The organism is Sphingomonas zeicaulis (assembly GCF_050433225.1).
Taxonomy (GTDB): domain Bacteria; phylum Pseudomonadota; class Alphaproteobacteria; order Sphingomonadales; family Sphingomonadaceae; genus Sphingomonas_D; species Sphingomonas_D zeicaulis.
Genome location: NZ_JBNPXQ010000008.1, coordinates 305,860 through 322,311 on the forward strand (window position 1 = coordinate 305,860; position 16,452 = coordinate 322,311).

19 protein-coding genes are annotated in these 16,452 nt (G+C 67.2%); 10 read left to right on the forward strand and 9 right to left on the reverse strand.

Features of this window, described 5'->3' with window-relative positions:
* Window positions 1-111 precede the first annotated feature (111 nt).
* Complete coding sequence (locus FHS96_RS23495; protein ID WP_429597762.1) at window positions 112-1,803, forward strand: GH39 family glycosyl hydrolase; 1,692 nt, start codon at window positions 112-114, stop codon at window positions 1,801-1,803.
* A 157-nt stretch (window positions 1,804-1,960) separates the two neighbouring features.
* On the opposite strand, the gene FHS96_RS23500 is transcribed toward FHS96_RS23495, so the two are convergent.
* Genes FHS96_RS23500 through FHS96_RS23515 form a run of 4 tightly spaced genes read right to left on the reverse strand, consistent with a single transcriptional unit; the run spans window position 1,961 to window position 4,578 of the window.
* Window positions 1,961-2,497 (reverse strand): NUDIX hydrolase, encoded by a 537-nt coding sequence (locus tag FHS96_RS23500; RefSeq protein WP_429597764.1) that lies wholly within the window; start codon window positions 2,495-2,497, stop codon window positions 1,961-1,963.
* Entirely contained in the window at window positions 2,494-3,180 is a 687-nt protein-coding gene (locus FHS96_RS23505) for a TPM domain-containing protein (protein ID WP_429597766.1), read from the reverse strand. The genes FHS96_RS23500 and FHS96_RS23505 overlap by 4 nt, the downstream gene beginning before the upstream one ends.
* Complete coding sequence (locus FHS96_RS23510; protein WP_429597768.1) at window positions 3,180-3,965, reverse strand: TPM domain-containing protein; 786 nt, start codon at window positions 3,963-3,965, stop codon at window positions 3,180-3,182. Before FHS96_RS23510 ends, FHS96_RS23505 begins: the two co-directional genes overlap by 1 nt.
* 4 nt (window positions 3,966-3,969) lie before the next feature.
* A complete protein-coding gene (locus FHS96_RS23515; RefSeq protein WP_429597770.1) occupies window positions 3,970-4,578 on the reverse strand; it encodes a LemA family protein in 609 nt (202 codons plus the stop codon).
* A gap of 135 nt (window positions 4,579-4,713) precedes the next feature.
* On the opposite strand from FHS96_RS23515, the gene mscL reads away from it, so the two are divergent.
* Window positions 4,714-5,154 carry a large conductance mechanosensitive channel protein MscL gene (mscL, locus tag FHS96_RS23520; RefSeq protein ID WP_429597772.1) on the forward strand — a complete coding sequence of 147 codons (441 nt, stop codon included), beginning with the start codon at window positions 4,714-4,716 and terminating at the stop codon, window positions 5,152-5,154.
* Between the two features lie 40 nt (window positions 5,155-5,194).
* Here the strand turns inward: mscL and FHS96_RS23525 are convergent, their stop codons facing one another.
* Both FHS96_RS23525 and FHS96_RS23530 read right to left on the reverse strand, forming a co-directional pair.
* A complete protein-coding gene (locus tag FHS96_RS23525) occupies window positions 5,195-5,386 on the reverse strand; it encodes a hypothetical protein (RefSeq protein WP_429597774.1) in 192 nt (63 codons plus the stop codon).
* Window positions 5,386-6,399, reverse strand: coding sequence for a polyprenyl synthetase family protein (locus FHS96_RS23530; RefSeq protein WP_429597776.1), 1,014 nt, complete (start codon window positions 6,397-6,399; stop codon window positions 5,386-5,388). The genes FHS96_RS23525 and FHS96_RS23530 overlap by 1 nt, the downstream gene beginning before the upstream one ends.
* Window positions 6,400-6,498: 99 nt before the next feature.
* Between FHS96_RS23530 and FHS96_RS23535 the strand changes: the two genes are divergently transcribed.
* Window positions 6,499-6,777, forward strand: coding sequence for a chorismate mutase (locus tag FHS96_RS23535; protein ID WP_429597778.1), 279 nt, complete (start codon window positions 6,499-6,501; stop codon window positions 6,775-6,777).
* A gap of 249 nt (window positions 6,778-7,026) precedes the next feature.
* Here the strand turns inward: FHS96_RS23535 and FHS96_RS23540 are convergent, their stop codons facing one another.
* Window positions 7,027-8,352: a dihydroorotase gene (locus FHS96_RS23540; protein WP_429597780.1), complete on the reverse strand. Its 1,326-nt coding sequence runs from the start codon at window positions 8,350-8,352 to the stop codon at window positions 7,027-7,029.
* A 40-nt stretch (window positions 8,353-8,392) separates the two neighbouring features.
* Between FHS96_RS23540 and ygfZ the strand changes: the two genes are divergently transcribed.
* Window positions 8,393-9,109: a CAF17-like 4Fe-4S cluster assembly/insertion protein YgfZ gene (gene ygfZ / locus FHS96_RS23545; protein WP_429597782.1), complete on the forward strand. Its 717-nt coding sequence runs from the start codon at window positions 8,393-8,395 to the stop codon at window positions 9,107-9,109.
* A 305-nt stretch (window positions 9,110-9,414) separates the two neighbouring features.
* Here ygfZ and FHS96_RS23550 read toward each other — a convergent pair whose 3' ends face one another.
* On the reverse strand, window positions 9,415-9,825 hold the full coding sequence (locus FHS96_RS23550) for a DUF2141 domain-containing protein (protein ID WP_429597784.1): 411 nt from the start codon (window positions 9,823-9,825) through the stop codon (window positions 9,415-9,417).
* The gene (locus tag FHS96_RS23555) at window positions 9,770-10,522 is read right to left on the reverse strand and encodes a sterol desaturase family protein (protein WP_429597852.1); all 753 of its coding nucleotides are present in this window, start codon (window positions 10,520-10,522) and stop codon (window positions 9,770-9,772) included. The genes FHS96_RS23550 and FHS96_RS23555 overlap by 56 nt, the downstream gene beginning before the upstream one ends.
* 163 nt (window positions 10,523-10,685) lie before the next feature.
* On the opposite strand from FHS96_RS23555, the gene crtY reads away from it, so the two are divergent.
* Genes crtY through FHS96_RS23585 form a run of 6 tightly spaced genes read left to right on the forward strand, consistent with a single transcriptional unit; the run spans window position 10,686 to window position 16,429 of the window.
* Entirely contained in the window at window positions 10,686-11,867 is a 1,182-nt protein-coding gene (crtY, locus tag FHS96_RS23560; RefSeq protein WP_429597786.1) for a lycopene beta-cyclase CrtY, read from the forward strand.
* On the forward strand, window positions 11,864-13,348 hold the full coding sequence (locus tag FHS96_RS23565) for a phytoene desaturase (protein ID WP_429597788.1): 1,485 nt from the start codon (window positions 11,864-11,866) through the stop codon (window positions 13,346-13,348). The genes crtY and FHS96_RS23565 overlap by 4 nt, the downstream gene beginning before the upstream one ends.
* Window positions 13,349-13,376: 28 nt before the next feature.
* Entirely contained in the window at window positions 13,377-13,955 is a 579-nt protein-coding gene (locus FHS96_RS23570; protein ID WP_429597790.1) for an LOG family protein, read from the forward strand.
* A gap of 5 nt (window positions 13,956-13,960) precedes the next feature.
* Complete coding sequence (locus FHS96_RS23575) at window positions 13,961-14,890, forward strand: phytoene/squalene synthase family protein (RefSeq protein ID WP_429597854.1); 930 nt, start codon at window positions 13,961-13,963, stop codon at window positions 14,888-14,890.
* Window positions 14,887-15,402, forward strand: coding sequence for an O-acetyl-ADP-ribose deacetylase (locus tag FHS96_RS23580; protein WP_429597792.1), 516 nt, complete (start codon window positions 14,887-14,889; stop codon window positions 15,400-15,402). The genes FHS96_RS23575 and FHS96_RS23580 overlap by 4 nt, the downstream gene beginning before the upstream one ends.
* Window positions 15,323-16,429 carry an NAD(P)-dependent oxidoreductase gene (locus FHS96_RS23585; protein ID WP_429597794.1) on the forward strand — a complete coding sequence of 369 codons (1,107 nt, stop codon included), beginning with the start codon at window positions 15,323-15,325 and terminating at the stop codon, window positions 16,427-16,429. Before FHS96_RS23580 ends, FHS96_RS23585 begins: the two co-directional genes overlap by 80 nt.
* Window positions 16,430-16,452: the final 23 nt, after the last annotated feature.

The window sequence follows — 16,452 nt, forward strand, 5'->3', positions numbered from 1 at the left end:
GCAACAATTCCTTATGCCGCCCTCAGGGTTTTCGGGGGGCAGATCGCCGTTTGGCCTTGTTTTGATATGATAAATCGCTTGAATGGTGTCCTTGGGAGAGGGAGATACGGGATGTTCAGGCCGATGACGGCGCTTGCCGCGCTGATGATGCTGGGCGGGCTGCCGCAGGGGGCGCAGGCCCAGCCGCCCGAACCGGCGCGCCCGGTAACGATCAGCGTCGATGCGGGCAACACGGATGGCAGCCTGCCGCCGGTGTGGCGCTTCTTCGGAGCGGACGAGCCCAATTACGCGACGATGAAGGACGGCCGCAAACTGCTGGTTGAACTCGGCAAGCTCAGGCCCCGCCAGGTTTATTTCCGCGCGCACAACCTGCTGAGCAGCGGGGATGGCACCGCGGCGTTCAAATGGGGCAGCACCAACGCGTATACCGAAACCAAGGACGGCAAGCCGGTCTATGACTGGACGATCGTCGACAACATCATCGACACCTATCTGGCGCGCGGCGTGCGCCCCTATCTGCAGATCGGCTTCACGCCCGAGGCGATGTCCTCCGCGCCCGCCGGCACGCCCTACCAGCATCTCTGGCGGCCGGGCTTCGATTATGGGCTGGTCGCGACCGGCTGGGCCTACCCGCCCAAGGATTATGCGAAGTGGGGCGAACTGGTCTATCAATGGACCAGGCACAATGTGGAGCGCTACGGCGCCGAAGAGGTCGCCACCTGGTACTTCGAGGTATGGAACGAGGCCAACTCGCCCTATTACTGGAAGGGTTCGGCTGAGGATTTCTACAAGCTGCACGACTATGCGATCTCCGGCGTGCGCCGCGCGCTGCCCAATGCACGGGTCGGCGGCGCGGACACCGCAGGGCCCGGCGGCGCCTTCATGGACGGCTTCCTCAAACATGTGTCGTCGGGCCGCAATCATGCGACCGGCGAAGTCGGCACGCCCACCGATTTCCTGTCCTTCCATGCCAAGGGGAAGCCGAGCTTCGTCGACGGCCATGTCCGCATGGGGCTGGCAACGCATCTGCGCGGCACCAATGAGGGCTTTACCAAAATGCTCTCGGTGCCGTCGCTCGCGACCAAGCCGGTGGTGATCGGGGAGAGCGATCCGGAAGGCTGCGCCGCCTGCCCGGGGCCGCAGAACGCCTATCGCAACGGCACCATGTATTCGAGCTACACCGCGGCGAGCTTCGCGCGGATCTGGGAGCTGGCGGCGAAGCGCAAGGTCAATCTGGAAGGCGTGCTCTCCTGGTCGTTCGAGTTCGAGGACCAGCCCTGGTTCGCCGGCTATCGCCAGCTATCCACCAACGGCGTCGACCTGCCGGTGCTCAACGTCTTCCGCATGTTCGCGCAGCTCGGCGAAACCAGGCTGACGGCAGTCAGCGACGCGCAGGTGCCGCTGGAGGCGGCGATGAAGGATGGCGTCCTCGGCGCCGCCGACATCGGCACGATCGCGACGCGCACGGCGGACGGCAAGGTCGCGCTGCTCGTCTGGCATTATCATGACGATGATGTCGCCGGCCCGGACGCGGCGGTGACGATCGCGCTCAAGGGGCTGAAGGCGGCGCCCGCGAGCGCGCAACTCTGGCTGGTCGATCGCGACCATGGCAACGCCTTCACCGCGTGGCAGAAGATGGGATCGCCGCAATCGCCCGATGAGAAGCAATATGCGCAGCTCGAGGCCGCGTCGCGGATGCAGGCGGAGGCGGTGACGGTGAAGAAGGGCGCGCGCGGGGCGGCGAGCCTCGACCTGCGCCTGCCGCGGCAGGGCGTGGCGCTGGTGGTGCTGGACGCGAAATAAGGGGGCTGCCTTCGTGTGACTCGTCCCTCGACTGCGCTCGGGACGAACGGAGTTTACAGAGGCACGTTGCCCCCTCCGTTCGTCCCGAGCGCAGTCGAGGGACGAGTCGCGTGACGGGCGCTCGTGAAGGACGCCCGCAACGCGCCTCCCGGGAATCTTACCCGATCAGGCCCGAAGCCAGCAACAACAGCATCTTCACGTCGATCACCAGACCCTCTGCACGCTTCTGCGCGACGAAGGCGGCGATGTCGTCCAGCGGCACCCGGTGGACGGTGATATTCTCCCCCTCCACGCCGCCGCCATCGCCCACCTTCTCCAGATCATGCGCGATCACGAGGGTGAAGGTCTCCGAGACCATACCGGGCGAGGAAGCGAAATGGCCGGCATGTTCCAGCCGTCCGGCGCGATAGCCGGTCTCTTCCTCCAGTTCGCGGCCCGCGGCGATCTCCACCGCCTCGCCGCTGGTCTCGTCGCCGACCAGGCCGGCGGGCAGCTCCAGGCAATAGGCGCCGATGGGCACGCGATATTGCTCGACGAGCAGGACGTGCCGTTCATCGTCGATCGCGACGATCACCGCCGCCTCGATGCCGCGTGAGCGGCCGACATATTCCCATTGGCCACGGCGCTTGGCGGTAATGAACCGCCCGGCCCACATGATCTCCTCGGGGGTGGCGTTGCGTTCTTCTGGCGTCATAGCTCGATCAGCCGGTCAGGAAGTTCGTTCACATCATCCTCGCTCTTCGGGAAATGCCTGGCCAGCACCACGCCGACCTGTGCCACCGCTTCCGCCATGCCCTCGCCGGGGCGCCCGGCGCGGACATGGCCGATCATCGCCGCCATCGCGTCCCCCCAACATTCGGCGGTGACCTTGGCGGCGATCGCGCTGTCGGCGACGATCTCGGCCCGATGCTCGGCGACGGACAGATAGATCAGCACGCCGACGCGGCCGCGCGTGCGATACTCCGCGCCGACCTTGAAGAGCTGCATCGCACGCGCATGCACCCGCCGCGTCTTCATGCCGCGCGGCGTCAGCGCAAGCCGCAGCGGCTGCCAAGCCAGCAGCAGCCACGCGGCCACCGCCTTGATCGCGGCTACCGCGAGCAACACCGGCAGCAATTCGCCCGGCTCGATCGTCTCTTCCCAGCCGCCACCGATCCAGTGAAACAGCCAGGTGACATGCCCCGGCAGCAGCGCCGCCAGCGCCAGCACGACGAGCACCACACCCAGCACCCAGCCGAGCGCGACGTCGCGATAATCGTCGGACCGGTCGGCGACGATCGTCACGATCTCACCGTCGGTGCCGCGCTCGGCCGCGCCCACCGCGTCGGTCACCAGCCGGTGGTCGGCCTCGCTCAGCGTCTTGAAGCCCGTCGCCATCACCAGCTCCCCGATGCGCCGCCGCCGCCGAACGAACCGCCGCCGCCCGAAAAGCCGCCGCCACCGCCCCAGCTCGATCCGCCGCCGCTGCTCCACGACGATCCCGATCCCCAGCTGTCACCGCCGCCCCAGATGATCACCGGCGCGCCGCCGCCGCGATAGCTGCGGCCGCCCCGCGCGCGGGAAAGGATGAAGATCACCGCGAAGAACAGGATCACCAGCACCACCACGCCGAGCCAGTTCGGGGCGTCATCCTCCTTGGCCTGTTCGGCGAGGATGCGCTTGGCGCGCGCCTCGGCCTGCGGGGCGGGCAGGCGAAGCTGCGCCAGCACCGCATCGGCGCCGGCGCGGATGCCGCCGGGCATGTCGCCGTCGCGAAAGCGCGGCAGGATCTGCTTCTCGACGATCAGCCCGGTCAGCCCGTTGGTGAGAATCGGCGTGAGGCCATACCCCACCTCGATCCGCACCTTCCGCTCGTTCGGCGCGATGAGGAGGATGACGCCATCGTTGACCTCCTTGCGGCCGATTTCCCAGGCGCGCCCCAGCCGATAGCCATAATCCTCGATCGGCCGCCCCTCGAGGCTGGGGACGGTCGCGATCACGAATTGCTGGCCGTTCTGCTTTTCCAGCGCCTCGAGATCCGCGGTGAGCTGCGCTTCCTCGGCCGGCGGGATGATGTTTGCGGCGTCGACCACCCGGCCGGTGAGCTCAGGAAAGGTCTGGGCGTTTGCCGGGTTGGCGATCAGTGCGGCGACAAACGCCAGCAGGACGCCCAACAGGCGCATCGCGCTACTTCGCGATGCCGCCGAAGTCGACGGTCGGCGCCTTGTCGCTGCCCGGCGCGGCCTTGAACGGGGTCATCGGCTTGGCGCCGTAGATGATGTTGGCGCCGATCACCGACGGGAAGGTGCGGATCTCGGTGTTATAGGCCTGCACCGCGCCGTTATAATCGCGGCGGGCGACGTTGATCTGGTTCTCGGTGCCGGCCAGCTCTTTCTGGAGCGCGATGAAATTGTCGTTGGCCTTGAGGTTCGGATAATTCTCGGTGACGACCAGCAGCCGGCCAAGCGCGCCGCTCAGCTGGTTCTGTGCCGCCTCGAACGCCTCGACCTTCGCCGGATCGGTAAGATCCTCGGCGTTGAGCTGGACGGAGGTCGCTTTGGCGCGCGCCTCTGTCACCTCGCGCAACGTCGTGCGCTCCTGGATAGCGGCGGCTTCCACTGTCTTCACCAGGTTTGGGATCAGGTCGGCGCGGCGCTGATACTCCGCCTCGACGTCGCCCCAGCGCGCCTTCGCATTTTCCTCGGCGGTCGGGATGGAGTTGATCCCGCAGCTCGACAGCGACAGGATCAGCGCAGGCGCGGCGAGCGCTGTGGCCAGGCGGCGGGCGAACGGCATCGAAATACTCCCTCGATCGTCTCGTGCCTGCCGCGTACCGCACCGCCGCCCGCGCCGCAATGAGGGGTTCCATCCGCCGGCCGATCCGTTCACATGGGCGCGGGGCGGCAGGAGCGATCAGTCAGGGGACGGTTCATGCTTAACGAGTTCAAGGCCTTCATCGCGCGCGGCAATGTGCTCGATCTCGCCGTGGCGGTGATCATCGGCGCCGCGTTCGGCAAGATCGTCACCTCGTTGACCGAGGATATCATCATGCCGGTGATCGGATGGATCTTCGGTGGCTTCGATTTCTCGGGCTATTTCGTGCGGCTGGGCGCGATCCCGGCCGACTTCAAGGGATCGGCGGCCAGCTATGCGGACCTCAAGGCCGCAGGCGTGCCGATGTTCGGCTATGGCCAGTTCATCACCGTCGCGGTGAACTTCGTCATCCTGGCCTTCATCATCTTCCTGCTGGTGCGCGTCGCCAACAAGCTGATCGAAAAGCCGAAGCCGGCGCCCAAGGGCCCCAGCGAGGTCGATATCCTCAAGGAGATCCGCGACGAGCTTAAGAAGCAGTCCGAAGGCAAAATGGGGTGAGGTGTTCCGCCCCTCCCGGAAAGGGGAGGGGCGCAGAAGCCTACAACTCCACCCATTCCGGCCCGCCGGGCCAGATCATGTCCTCGACCTTGTCACCGATCAGCGTGAAGCCGCCCAGCACCATCAGGATCACCGAGAGGTCGAACAGGAGAACGCCGGCGAACGCGACATAGGGGTGGAACGGGCCCACCCGGTCGAATCCGTCCGAAAGCGGCGCACGGCGGCGCCGCATCAATAGGCCCGGGCGACCGCGAATTCGACCGCCTCGACCATCGCCGCCTTGGCGGTGCCGGCGTGGAAGCCGCCGATCGCATCGATCGCGCGCTGACCGTAGAGACGGGCGCGGGCCATGGTGTCGGCGATCGCGCCGCAGTCACGCAGAAGCTGGGTGGCGTGCGCGAGGTCCTCGTCGCTTACCCGGTGACCGGCGATCGCTTCGCGCCAGAACGCCTTGTCGGCATCCGACCCGCGCGCATAGGCCAGGATCACGGGCAAGGTGACCTTGCCGTCGCGGAAATCGTCGCCCGCATCCTTGCCCATCGTCGCCCCGTCTGACGCATAGTCGATCGCGTCGTCGATGAGCTGGAACGCGATGCCGAGATTGCGGCCATAGGAATCGAGCGCCAGTTCGGCGGCCTCGTCACGCTCGGCGACCACCGCGGCGATGCGGCAGGCGGCGGCGAACAGGGCAGCGGTCTTGGCGCCGATGATCTCCAGATAACGATCCTCGTGCAGATCGATGCGGCGCTGCGCGGTGAGCTGGTTGACCTCGCCCTCGGCGATGACCGCGCTGGCGTTGGAAAGAATCCGCAGCACCTTGAGGCTGCCTTCCTCCACCATCAACTCGAACGAACGGCTGAACAGGAAATCGCCCACCAATACGCTCGCCGGGTTGCCCCAGATGATGTTGGCGGTGCGGCGGCCGCGACGCATGCCCGAACCGTCGACGACATCGTCGTGCAGCAGCGTCGCGGTGTGGATGAACTCCACCGCGGCGGCCAGCTTGTGATGGCGCGATCCGGTATAGTCGAGCAGCCTGGCGCTCGCCAATGTCAGCATCGGGCGCATGCGCTTGCCGCCGCCAGCGATCAGGTGGCCGGCAAGTTCGGGAATCAACGGGATCTCCGACTGCATCCGGGCCAGGATCACCTGGTTGACGGCGTTCATGTCACTCGCAACGAGGCCGATCATCGCGTCGAGCGAGGGCGGCCGCGAGGGGTTCATACGATGTACTGTCGCGCTCATGCCTGCCCGCATTGGCGCGGCTGCGCGTCGAACGCAAGCACATAGCCCTTGCAAAGCAGCCCGGCTGCGCCGCAAAGGCGCCGGGTGAAGGGAGTGACGATGACCGACGAGACGTTGCAGCGGTACCGCGAGAGCATCGACAATATCGACGCGGCGCTGGTGTTCATGCTGGCGGAGCGCTTCAAGGTCACCCAGGCGGTGGGCGAATACAAGGCCCAGGCCGGGCTGCCGCCGGCCGATCCCGGCCGCGAGGACCGCCAGATCGCCCGGCTTCGCGCGCTGGCCGGCGACGCGAATCTCGATCCCGACTTCACCGAGAAATTCCTGCGCTTCATCATCGATGAAGTGATCCGCCACCACCAGAAGCTCCAGGGGTGAGCAGCAGCGGGTGATTCGGCACCGAAAGGTGTCGGAAAGCCTCAGATGTTCGAGACGCGCGCCGAGCCCTCTCCCGCACTTCGCGGGAGAGGGTTGGGTGAGGGGCCGAGCGTAGCGAGGCTTCTTTTTTGTTCTTCGTGCACTGAGGCTGCCGATGGATCGGCGCCGAAGAACGCTCGCTTCGCTCGCGCCCTCACCCGACCCTCTCCCGCACTTCTGCGGGAGAGGGCTTGACGCGCCTCCCGCTCCTTACGCGAACTCCGTCTCCGCAAACCGCACCGGCCGGCCCGATGCGGCATTGGCCAACTGTCCATCCCACATCACCCGCCGGCCGCGGATGATCGTGCCCATCGGTTTGCCGGTCAGCACCATGTCGGTGAAGGGAGACCAGCCGCAGCGGCTGGCGAGCCAGCTTTCCTCGACCGTCCATTGCGCCTTGAGGTCGACGATGGTGAAGTCCGCATCATAGCCCGCGGCGATGCGGCCCTTGCCGGCGATGTTGAACACGCGCTGCGGCCCGGCGGACGTCAGTTCGATCACGCGCTGCAAGGTCGTCCGGCCTTTGGCGACATGGTCGAGCATCAGCGGGAGCAAGGTCTGCACGCCGGGCATGCCCGACGGGCTGGCCGGATAGGCCTGCGCCTTTTCCTCCAGCGTGTGCGGCGCATGGTCCGAACCCAGCACGTCGGGCACGCCCTGGTTCAGCCAGTGCCAAAGCCCGTCGCGGTGCGCGCCGGATCGGATCGGCGGGTTCATCTGCGCATAGGTGCCGAGGCGCGGATAGGCATCCTCGCCAGCCAGCGTCAGGTGCTGCGGCGTCACCTCGCAGGTCGCGACATCCTTGTGGTTGGCGATCACTTCCAGTTCGGCCGGCGTCGTCACATGGAGGATGTGGATCCGTCGCCTGGCCGCGCGGGCGAGGGTGAGGATGCGGCGCGTCGCCAGCATCGCACTCTCATCGTCGCGCCATACCGGATGGCTGGAGGGATCGCCGGTGATCCGCTCGCCGGCGCGCTCCTGCATCCGCGCCTCATCCTCGGCGTGGATCGCCACGCGGCGGCGGCCGGAAGCGAGCACGCGCGCCAGTTCGCTGTCTTCCGAAACCAGCAGGTCGCCGGTCGAGGCGCCCATGAAGATCTTGACCCCCGCGGTGCCCGGCAGGCGTTCGAGTTCCGCGAGCATCGGCGCGTTGGCCGAGGTCGCGCCGACATAGAAGGCATGGTCGCACCACATCCGATCATAGGCACGGTCGAGCTTGTGGTTGAGCGCTTCGGCGCTGTCCGTGTTGGGCTTGGTATTGGGCATCTCGAACACCGCGGTCACGCCGCCGAGCACCGCCGCGCGGCTGCCCGATTCGAGATCCTCCTTATGCTCCAGCCCCGGCTCGCGGAAATGGACCTGGCTGTCGATGACGCCGGGCAGCACCGTCAGCCCGGTGCAGTCGATCGTCTCGCCGGCATCGCCGTCGACGCCGATCGCCGCGATTCGCCCGTCGCGCACGCCGACCGAGACTTCGGCGGGCCCGCCCGGGGTCCACACCGTGCCGTTCCTGAGGATGAGATCGTAAGTCGCCATATGTCTTCCTTTCCGCGCCCGGCCTTCCTACCTGTGCGCCATGCCGCAGACCACCCTTGCCGATCGCGCCGTGCTCCGTCTCTCCGGAGAGGATGTCCGTGGCTTCCTCCAGGGCCTCGTCACCAATGACGTGTCCGGGCCCTTGCCGGTGTGGGCGGGGTTGCTGACCGCGCAGGGCAAGGCGCTGTTCGATTTCATCCTGTGGGCCGATGGCGACGATATTCTGATCGACTGCGAGGCCAGCCAGATCGACGCGCTGGCCCGCCGGCTGACGCTCTACCGGCTGCGCCGCCCGATCACCATCGCGCGCGATGATTCGCTCGCCGTCCACTGGTCAACCGAACCGGGCGAAGGCTTGCCCGATCCGCGCCTCGCCGCGCTTGGCTTCCGCTGGATCGCCCCTGGGGATGCGCCCGCCGAGGGTTGGCCCGCGCACCGGCTGGCGCTCGGCGTCACCGAGGGCGTCGAGGAACTGGGGCAGGACAAGACGCTCTGGCTGGAATGCAACGCCGCCGAACTCAACGGCGTCAGTTTCTCCAAGGGCTGCTATGTCGGGCAGGAGAATACTGCGCGGATGAACTGGCGGCAGAAGGTGAACCGGCGGCTCGTGGTGACGCCGGGCGCCGAGCAGACCGATCGGACGCGCATCCTCTATCCCAACCTCGGTTTGAAGGTGGAGCATTTGCGGGTCGAGGCGATCGATGCCGCTGCGGCGCCGGACTGGCTGCGCGCGGCGCTCACCAAAGTTGAAGGTTGAAGGTCGGGTCGGGCGCAACGGCGCGCCACGACCGTTGTGAGTGCAGTCTGCCCCGTCCGCGATCAGCGAATGGTAGCGCGCCGGACGGCGCCCTCACTGGTTGTCATGCGCTCGCGGCTTGGCACGTCCTAAGCAAAGACGGGCGCCGCGGCGGCCATGAGGACGAGGGTGGACAGTGCCAGGGCAATGATCTTGCCAGGCATCGAGATATGCTGCTGCAAAACGTTAAATCCTTTCCAATCTTGCAGCCGAGAACGGCCGACACGCGAGAAAGGTTGCAGCAACGTGAACGAAGCGAAACGGCGTTAAAGGAAATATTTCAGCCGAATGCTTTGCGGCTTGGCCGTGCCCGATATTTCGAACTGTGCCGAGGCGAAGCGCGGCGGGCCGAACGCGAGCTTGGGGTTGCGCGAAAAGCCGACGCCTTCGCGCGGAATGCCGGCGAAGGTATCCAGCTTGCCATTGCCATTCTCGTCATGAACCACGGCGATCGCATATTCGCCGGCGGGAAGCGCGGCAATGTCCAGATGCGGCTTGGCGGCGCTTACCGAGCGGGTGACCGCCGCGGGATCGCCCTTGCAGTTGGGGAAGCGATCCGGGTTGGTGGTGATGCAGATGCGCAGCACGCCCTTGTCGGAACGCAGGCCTTCGAATTGCGCGTCAACCGCCCCGGTCTGCACCGCCCCCGGTAGCACGGCGAGCGCGAGCAGCGCCATCCCCGCTCTCGCTACCGTCGAACGTACCGATCCCGGAATCCGTCCCGCAGAGGCGGTCCCAGATACGGAAATAGAGACCATAGTTGCACCTGTACCGCTCATGGTGCCGCTGATGATGGCTGGCGGTGATCAGCCAGCGGCCCGCCCTACCCCGCACGATCCAACGGGGGAATATTTCCCACCCCATGTGATTGGTGACACCCATAATCGTCATGATGGTCAAAACAAGCGCCAAAGCGCCGACATGGATGGGAACAAAAAACACCAGCGCTGGAATGACGACCGCGCCGGTCATGGCTTCCCAGGGATGGAAGCTCATCGCCGCCCACGCTGTAGGCGGACGGCTGGCGTGATGGACGGCGTGCGCGATGCGGAACGGCTTAGGCCGGTGCATCCAGCGATGCGTCCAATAAAACCAGGTATCGTGCAGGAAGAGATAGACCAGCACCGAGACAGGTAACCACCATAACGGACGGGCCGCGACATCGTCATAGATCAACGTCCAGCCGCGATTCTGCCAGCCCCACGCGACGATGCCTGCGGGCAAGCCGTAAATCGCAGCCGACGCAAGGCTCCAGCCGATTTCGCGGCGGATCTGCCGGTCCAGCCCCGCATAGAGCCGCGGATGGCGCAGATGCGTGCCCCAGGCGAAGCCGGCCGACACGATCAGATAACGCACGCCGACGATCAGCGTCATGGCAAGCGCGGAAAGCGCGATGGCGAGGGCGATGGTCACGGCCGCTGCGTACCCGTTTTTGCGTTTCGGCGGTAGCGCGCACAGTGGGAAACATGTCCAAATTGCGGAGGTTGCGAGATCGCGACTTTCACCTCGACCGCAAAGCTGTGTATGCCCGCCCGCGATGGCTCGAACGCGCGATTGTGATCTCCTCATCGTCGGCGCCGGTCTGGCCGGTGGCCTGATCGCGCTCGCACTCGCGCGGCACCGTCCGGAACTGGATGTCGTGCTGGTCGGAGACGAGGCGGCGATCGGCGGCAACCATGTCTGGTCCTTCTTCGATTCGGATATCGATGCCGCCGGCGTCGAATTGGTCGCGCCGCTGATCGCGCACCGCTGGCAGGGATATGATGTGTGCTTTCCGGCGTTTGCGCGAAGCTTGCGCGCGACCTATCATTCGATCGAGTCCGAACTCTTGGACAAGGCCGTGCGCGCGGCGCTGCCGGCCGAACGCATCCGCACCGGCCGCCGCGTCCTCACCACCAGCACAACCGCAGCGGTGCTCGACGATGGCAGCCGGATCGAGGCGGCGGGGCTGATCGACGCGCGCGGGGCGGGGGACCTGTCGCTGCTCGATCTCGGGTGGCAGAAATTCGTCGGCCAGGAACTGGTGCTGGCGGCGCCGCATGGGCTGGATCGGCCGATCGTGATGGATGCCAGCGTTCCGCAGATCGACGGCTATCGCTTCGTCTACAGCCTGCCCTTCGCGCCCGATCGGGTGTTCGTCGAAGACACATATTACAGCGACGGTCCCGCGCTCGACACCGCTGCGATCGGTGACCGCATCGCAGCCTATGCCGCAGAGCAGGGCTGGTCGGTCGCGTCCGTCGGGCGGGCTGAAACCGGCGTGTTGCCGGTGGCGATGGGCGGCGATTTCGAGGGCTATTGGCGCTCGGGCGGGCAGGGTGTCGCCAAGGCCGGGGTGCGTGCCGGGCTGTTCCATCCGACCACCGGCTATTCGCTGCCCGACGCAGTGGCGACCGCGCTGCTGGTCGCGGCCATGCCCGATGTGGATGGCGCGGCGCTGCACGATCGGCTGCACGCACATGCCCGCGCGCGCTGGCGAGAGCGCGGCTATTATAGGATGCTCGCGAAGATGCTGTTCCGTGCGGGGGCGGCAGACGAGCGCTATCGCATCTTCGAGCGCTTCTATCGACTCGACGAACGGCTGGTCGAACGCTTCTATGCGGCGCGTTCGACGTTGGCGGACAAGGCACGGCTGCTCGCGGGGAAGCCGCCGGTGCCGGTGATGGGGGCGATCCGTGCGATCGCCGGTGGACAGGTGGGGGCAGAGGCAAGGGCATGACCAAGAAGGTTGCTGTGATCGGCGCCGGATTCGGCGGACTGGCGCTCGCGATCCGGCTGCAGTCGGCGGGCGTTTCGACGATATTGATCGAGGGGCGGGACCGCCCCGGCGGCCGCGCCTATGTGTGGGAGCGGGACGGCTTCACCTTCGACGCCGGGCCGACGGTGATCACCGATCCCGCCTGCCTGAAGGAGCTTTGGGCGCTCAGCGGGCACGACATGGCCGACGACGTCACGCTGCGCCCGGTCTTCCCCTTCTATCGGCTCAACTGGCGCGACGGCACCAACTTCGATTATTCGAACGACGAGGCGAAGCTGAACGCCGAGATCGCGCGACTCAACCCGCAGGATGTCGACGGCTATCGCCGCTTCACCGAATATAGCGCCGGGGTCTATCGCGAGGGCTATGAGAAGCTGGGCCATGTGCCCTTCCTCGATTTCGCCTCGATGGTGAAGGCGGCGCCCGCGCTGGCGCGCTATCAGGCGTGGCGCTCGGTCTATTCGATCGTCTCGTCCTTCGTGAAGAATGAGAAGCTGCGCGAAGCGCTGAGCTTCCATACCTTGCTTGTCGGCGGCAATCCGATGACGACCAGCGCGATCTACGCGCTGATCCACAAGCTGGAAAAGGATGGTGGCGTGTGGTTCGCCGATGGCGGCACCAACCGGTTGGTGGCCGGCATGGTCCGCCATTTCGAGCGGCTGGGCGGCACGTTGCGCCTGTCCGATCCGGTAACCGAAATCGAGACGCGCGGCGACAAGGTGACGGGCATCGTCACAGCCAGCGGCTGGCGCGACAGCTTCGATGCGGTGGCGAGCAACGCCGATGTCGTTCACTCCTATCGCGATCTGCTGCGCAACAACAATGCCGGCCGCCGCGCCGGGCAGAAGCTGGTCAACAAGCGCTTCTCGCCCTCGCTGTTCGTCGTCCATTTCGGCATTCGCGGCAGCTGGCCGGGCATTCCCCACCACATGATCCTGTTCGGACCGCGCTACAAAGGGCTGCTCGACGACATCTACGATCATGGCGTGCTGCCGCAGGATTTCTCGCTCTATCTGCACCACCCCACCGTCACCGATCCGTCGATGGCGCCGGAAGGCCATTCGACCTTCTATGCGCTGGCGCCCGTGCCGCACCTCGGCAAGCTGCCCGTGGACTGGTCTCAGGTGGGGCCGATCCTTGAGAAGCGCATCCTCGACGAGATCGAGCAGCGGCTGATCCCGGACATCCACAGCCGCATCGTCACCAAATTCCACTACACGCCCACGGATTTCGGGCGCGATCTCAACGCCCATCTTGGCAGCGCGTTCAGCCTGGAGCCGATCCTTACCCAGAGCGCCTGGTTCCGCACCCACAACCGCGACGACGAGATCCCCAACATGTATTTCGTCGGCGCGGGCACGCATCCGGGCGCCGGCATTCCCGGCGTCGTCGGCAGCGCGAAAGCGACTGCGGCGTTGATGCTGAGCGATCTCAGGCTATGAGCCCGCCGATCTGTATAGGGAGTCAGTCATGCGCGTAGCCGTCTATTGCGGGTCCAGCTTCGGCGTCGATCCGATCCATGCCGAATGCGCCCGTGCGCTCGGCACCGAACTGGCGCAGGCCGGCGTCGGGCTGGTCTATGGCGGCGGCAATGTCGGGCTGATGGGCGCGGTCGCCGATGCGGCGCTGGCGGCCGGTGGCGAGGTAATCGGCGTGATCCCGCAGGCGCTGGTCGATCGCGAGGTCGCGCATCACGGCGTCACCCAGCTTCACATCACCACCTCGATGCATGAGCGCAAGCAGATGATGGCTGATCTGTCGGACGCGTTCGTCAGCCTGCCGGGCGGCATCGGCACGATGGAGGAATTGTTCGAGGTGTGGACCTGGGCGCAGCTCGGCTACCACGCCAAGCCCTGCGCGCTGCTCAACATCGGCGGCTATTATGACGGGCTCATCACCTTCCTCGATTCGATGGTGACCGGCGGCTTCCTGAAGGATGAGCATCGCTCGATGCTGATCGAGGTCGATGCGGTGGCGGATTTGCTCGACCGGCTGGCCGACCATGTGCCGGAGACGGTCGACAAGTGGATCGGCCGGAAGGATCTGTGACGACGCTGCTGCCGGCCCGCGACGCGATCGTCGCGACCGCAGAAGAGAGCATCGCGCGGGGCTCGCGCAGCTTCGCGCTGGCGAGCCGGCTGTTCGACCGCCCGACGCGGCAGCGCGCCTGGCTGCTCTATGCCTGGTGCCGCCGCTGCGACGATCTCGCTGACGGGCAGGATCATGGTCATGACGCCGAGCGGCTGAGCGCGGATGACGCCGAGGCGCGCCTTGCCGAGATCGCCGCCAAGACCGCGACCGCGCTCGCCGGCGAGGTCGTCGGCGATCCCGCATTCGACGCGCTGCGCATCGTCGCTGCCGAAACCGCGATGTCGCCGGCGCTGCCTGCCGAACATATCGCCGGCTTCGCGCTCGACGCCGCCGGCTGGCGCCCGCAGACCGAGCAGGATCTGCTGCGCTATTGCTGGCACGTCGCCGGCGTCGTCGGTTGCATGATGGCGGTGGTGATGGGCGTCTCGCCCGCCGACCGCGACACGCTCGATCGCGCGACCGACCTCGGCATCGCCTTCCAGCTCGCCAACATCGCCCGCGACGTCGCCGAGGATCATCGTGCGGGCCGCTGCTATCTCCCCGCCGACTGGCTGGCGGAGGCGGAGATCGATCCCGCCGACCTGCTCGACCGCCGCTACCGCGCGCAGCTCGCGGCGCTCACCCGGCGGCTGGCGACGATGGCGGCGCGCTACGAGGCGTCAGCGCGGGTCGGCGCGGCGCGGCTGCCCTTCCGTTCGCGCTGGGCGGTGCTCGCGGCGGCGGGCATCTATGGCGGCATCGCCCGTATCGTCGCCGCGGAAGGGGCGGCGGCGCTCGACCGGCGCGTGACGACCAGCGGAACGGCAAAGGCCGGTGCGGTGTTGAAGGCGCTCGGCGAGGCCTTCTCGACGCCACCGCCCGCTTCCCGCGAAGGATTGTGGACGCGACCATGAGCATGACCCGCATCGAGGCGCTGGAGGGCGACATCACCCGGCTCGCCGTCGATGCGATCGTCAACGCCGCCAATTCCAGCCTGCTCGGCGGCGGCGGCGTCGACGGCGCCATCCACCGCGCCGCGGGTCCGGACCTGCTGGCCGAATGCCGCACCCTCGGTGGCTGCCCGACCGGCGAGGCCCGTATCACCGGCGGCTATCGCCTTTCCGCGCGCCACGTGATCCACACCGTCGGCCCGGTCTGGCGCGGCGGCGATGCCGGCGAGCCCGAACTGCTCGCCGCCTGCTATCGCAACAGCCTGGCGCTCGCCCGCGCCAACGGCGTCCGGAGCATCGCCTTCCCTGCGATCAGCTGCGGCGTCTATGGCTATCCGGTGGACCGGGCGGTGACGATCGCGGTGCGTGAGGTGCGCGCGTTCGTGGCGGCGGCGGATGCGTTCGCCCGGATCATCTTCGTCTGCTTCGGTGCGGGAATGCTGGGGGCATATCAAGGGGAATTGCGGGGAGATTAGGGGGTGTCCGGGGGGTGGGGCGCAGCACCGAATCCTCCGCCCGCGCCCTTCTGCTTTGCGCAGGGCGAACGGCGCGGGAATCAAGCACATCGCGCGTGAGCACCGCGCCGCCCGCCGCTATACGTTGACGCGATCACATATGCGCACAGGGAATGGGATGACGATGACGACGGTAGCGGTGCTCGGCCTGGGGCTGATGGGATCGGGCATGGCCCGCCAGTTGCTGGCGGCGGGGTTCGATGTGGCGGTGTGGAACCGTAGCGCCGCGAAGTCGGCGCCCTTCGCCGAAACACCCGCGCGCATCGCCGCCAGCCCTGCGGACGCCGCGGCCGGCGCTGGGATCGTCATCGCGATGCTCGCCGACGACGATGTCTCGCGGAGCGTCTGGACCGGGGAAAATGGCGCACTGGCGGCGATGGCGCCCGGCGCAATTGCGATCGAATCGAGCACATTGACCGGGGACTGGATCGCCGAGCTTGCGGCCGCTGCCGCCGCGCGCGGTGTCGACATGCTCGAGGCGCCGGTGACCGGCAGCCGTGACCAGGCGGCCACGGGCGCGCTGCGCTTTCTGGTCGGCGGCGAGGCGGCGGTGCTCGGCCGCGCGCGTCCGGCGCTGGCGGCGATGGGCAGCACGATTGTCCATCTCGGACCGGTGGGCAGCGGGGCGATCGTGAAGCTCGCCAACAATTTCCTGTGCGGCGTGCAGGTGGCGTGCCTGGCCGAAGCGGTGGCGCTGTTCGAGCGGCGCGGGCTGGATGCCGAGCAGGCTGTATCGATCCTGACCGAAGGCGCCCCCGGCAGCCCGCTGGTCAAGGCGGTCAGCCGCCGCATGCTCGACCGCGCCTATGATCCGCATTTCCTGCCGCTGCTGATGGCGAAGGATCTCGGCTATGCCGCGCAGGCGCTGGCGGCGGCCGGCATCGAAACCGGCATCGCCCCTGCCGCCCGCCAGCGCTTCATCGAGGCCGCCGCGGCGGGGGAGGGCGACAAGGACATGGCGGCAATCGTCGAGCCGCTGCGCCCCTGATCCGCGGGTCGGGGGGCGGGCAA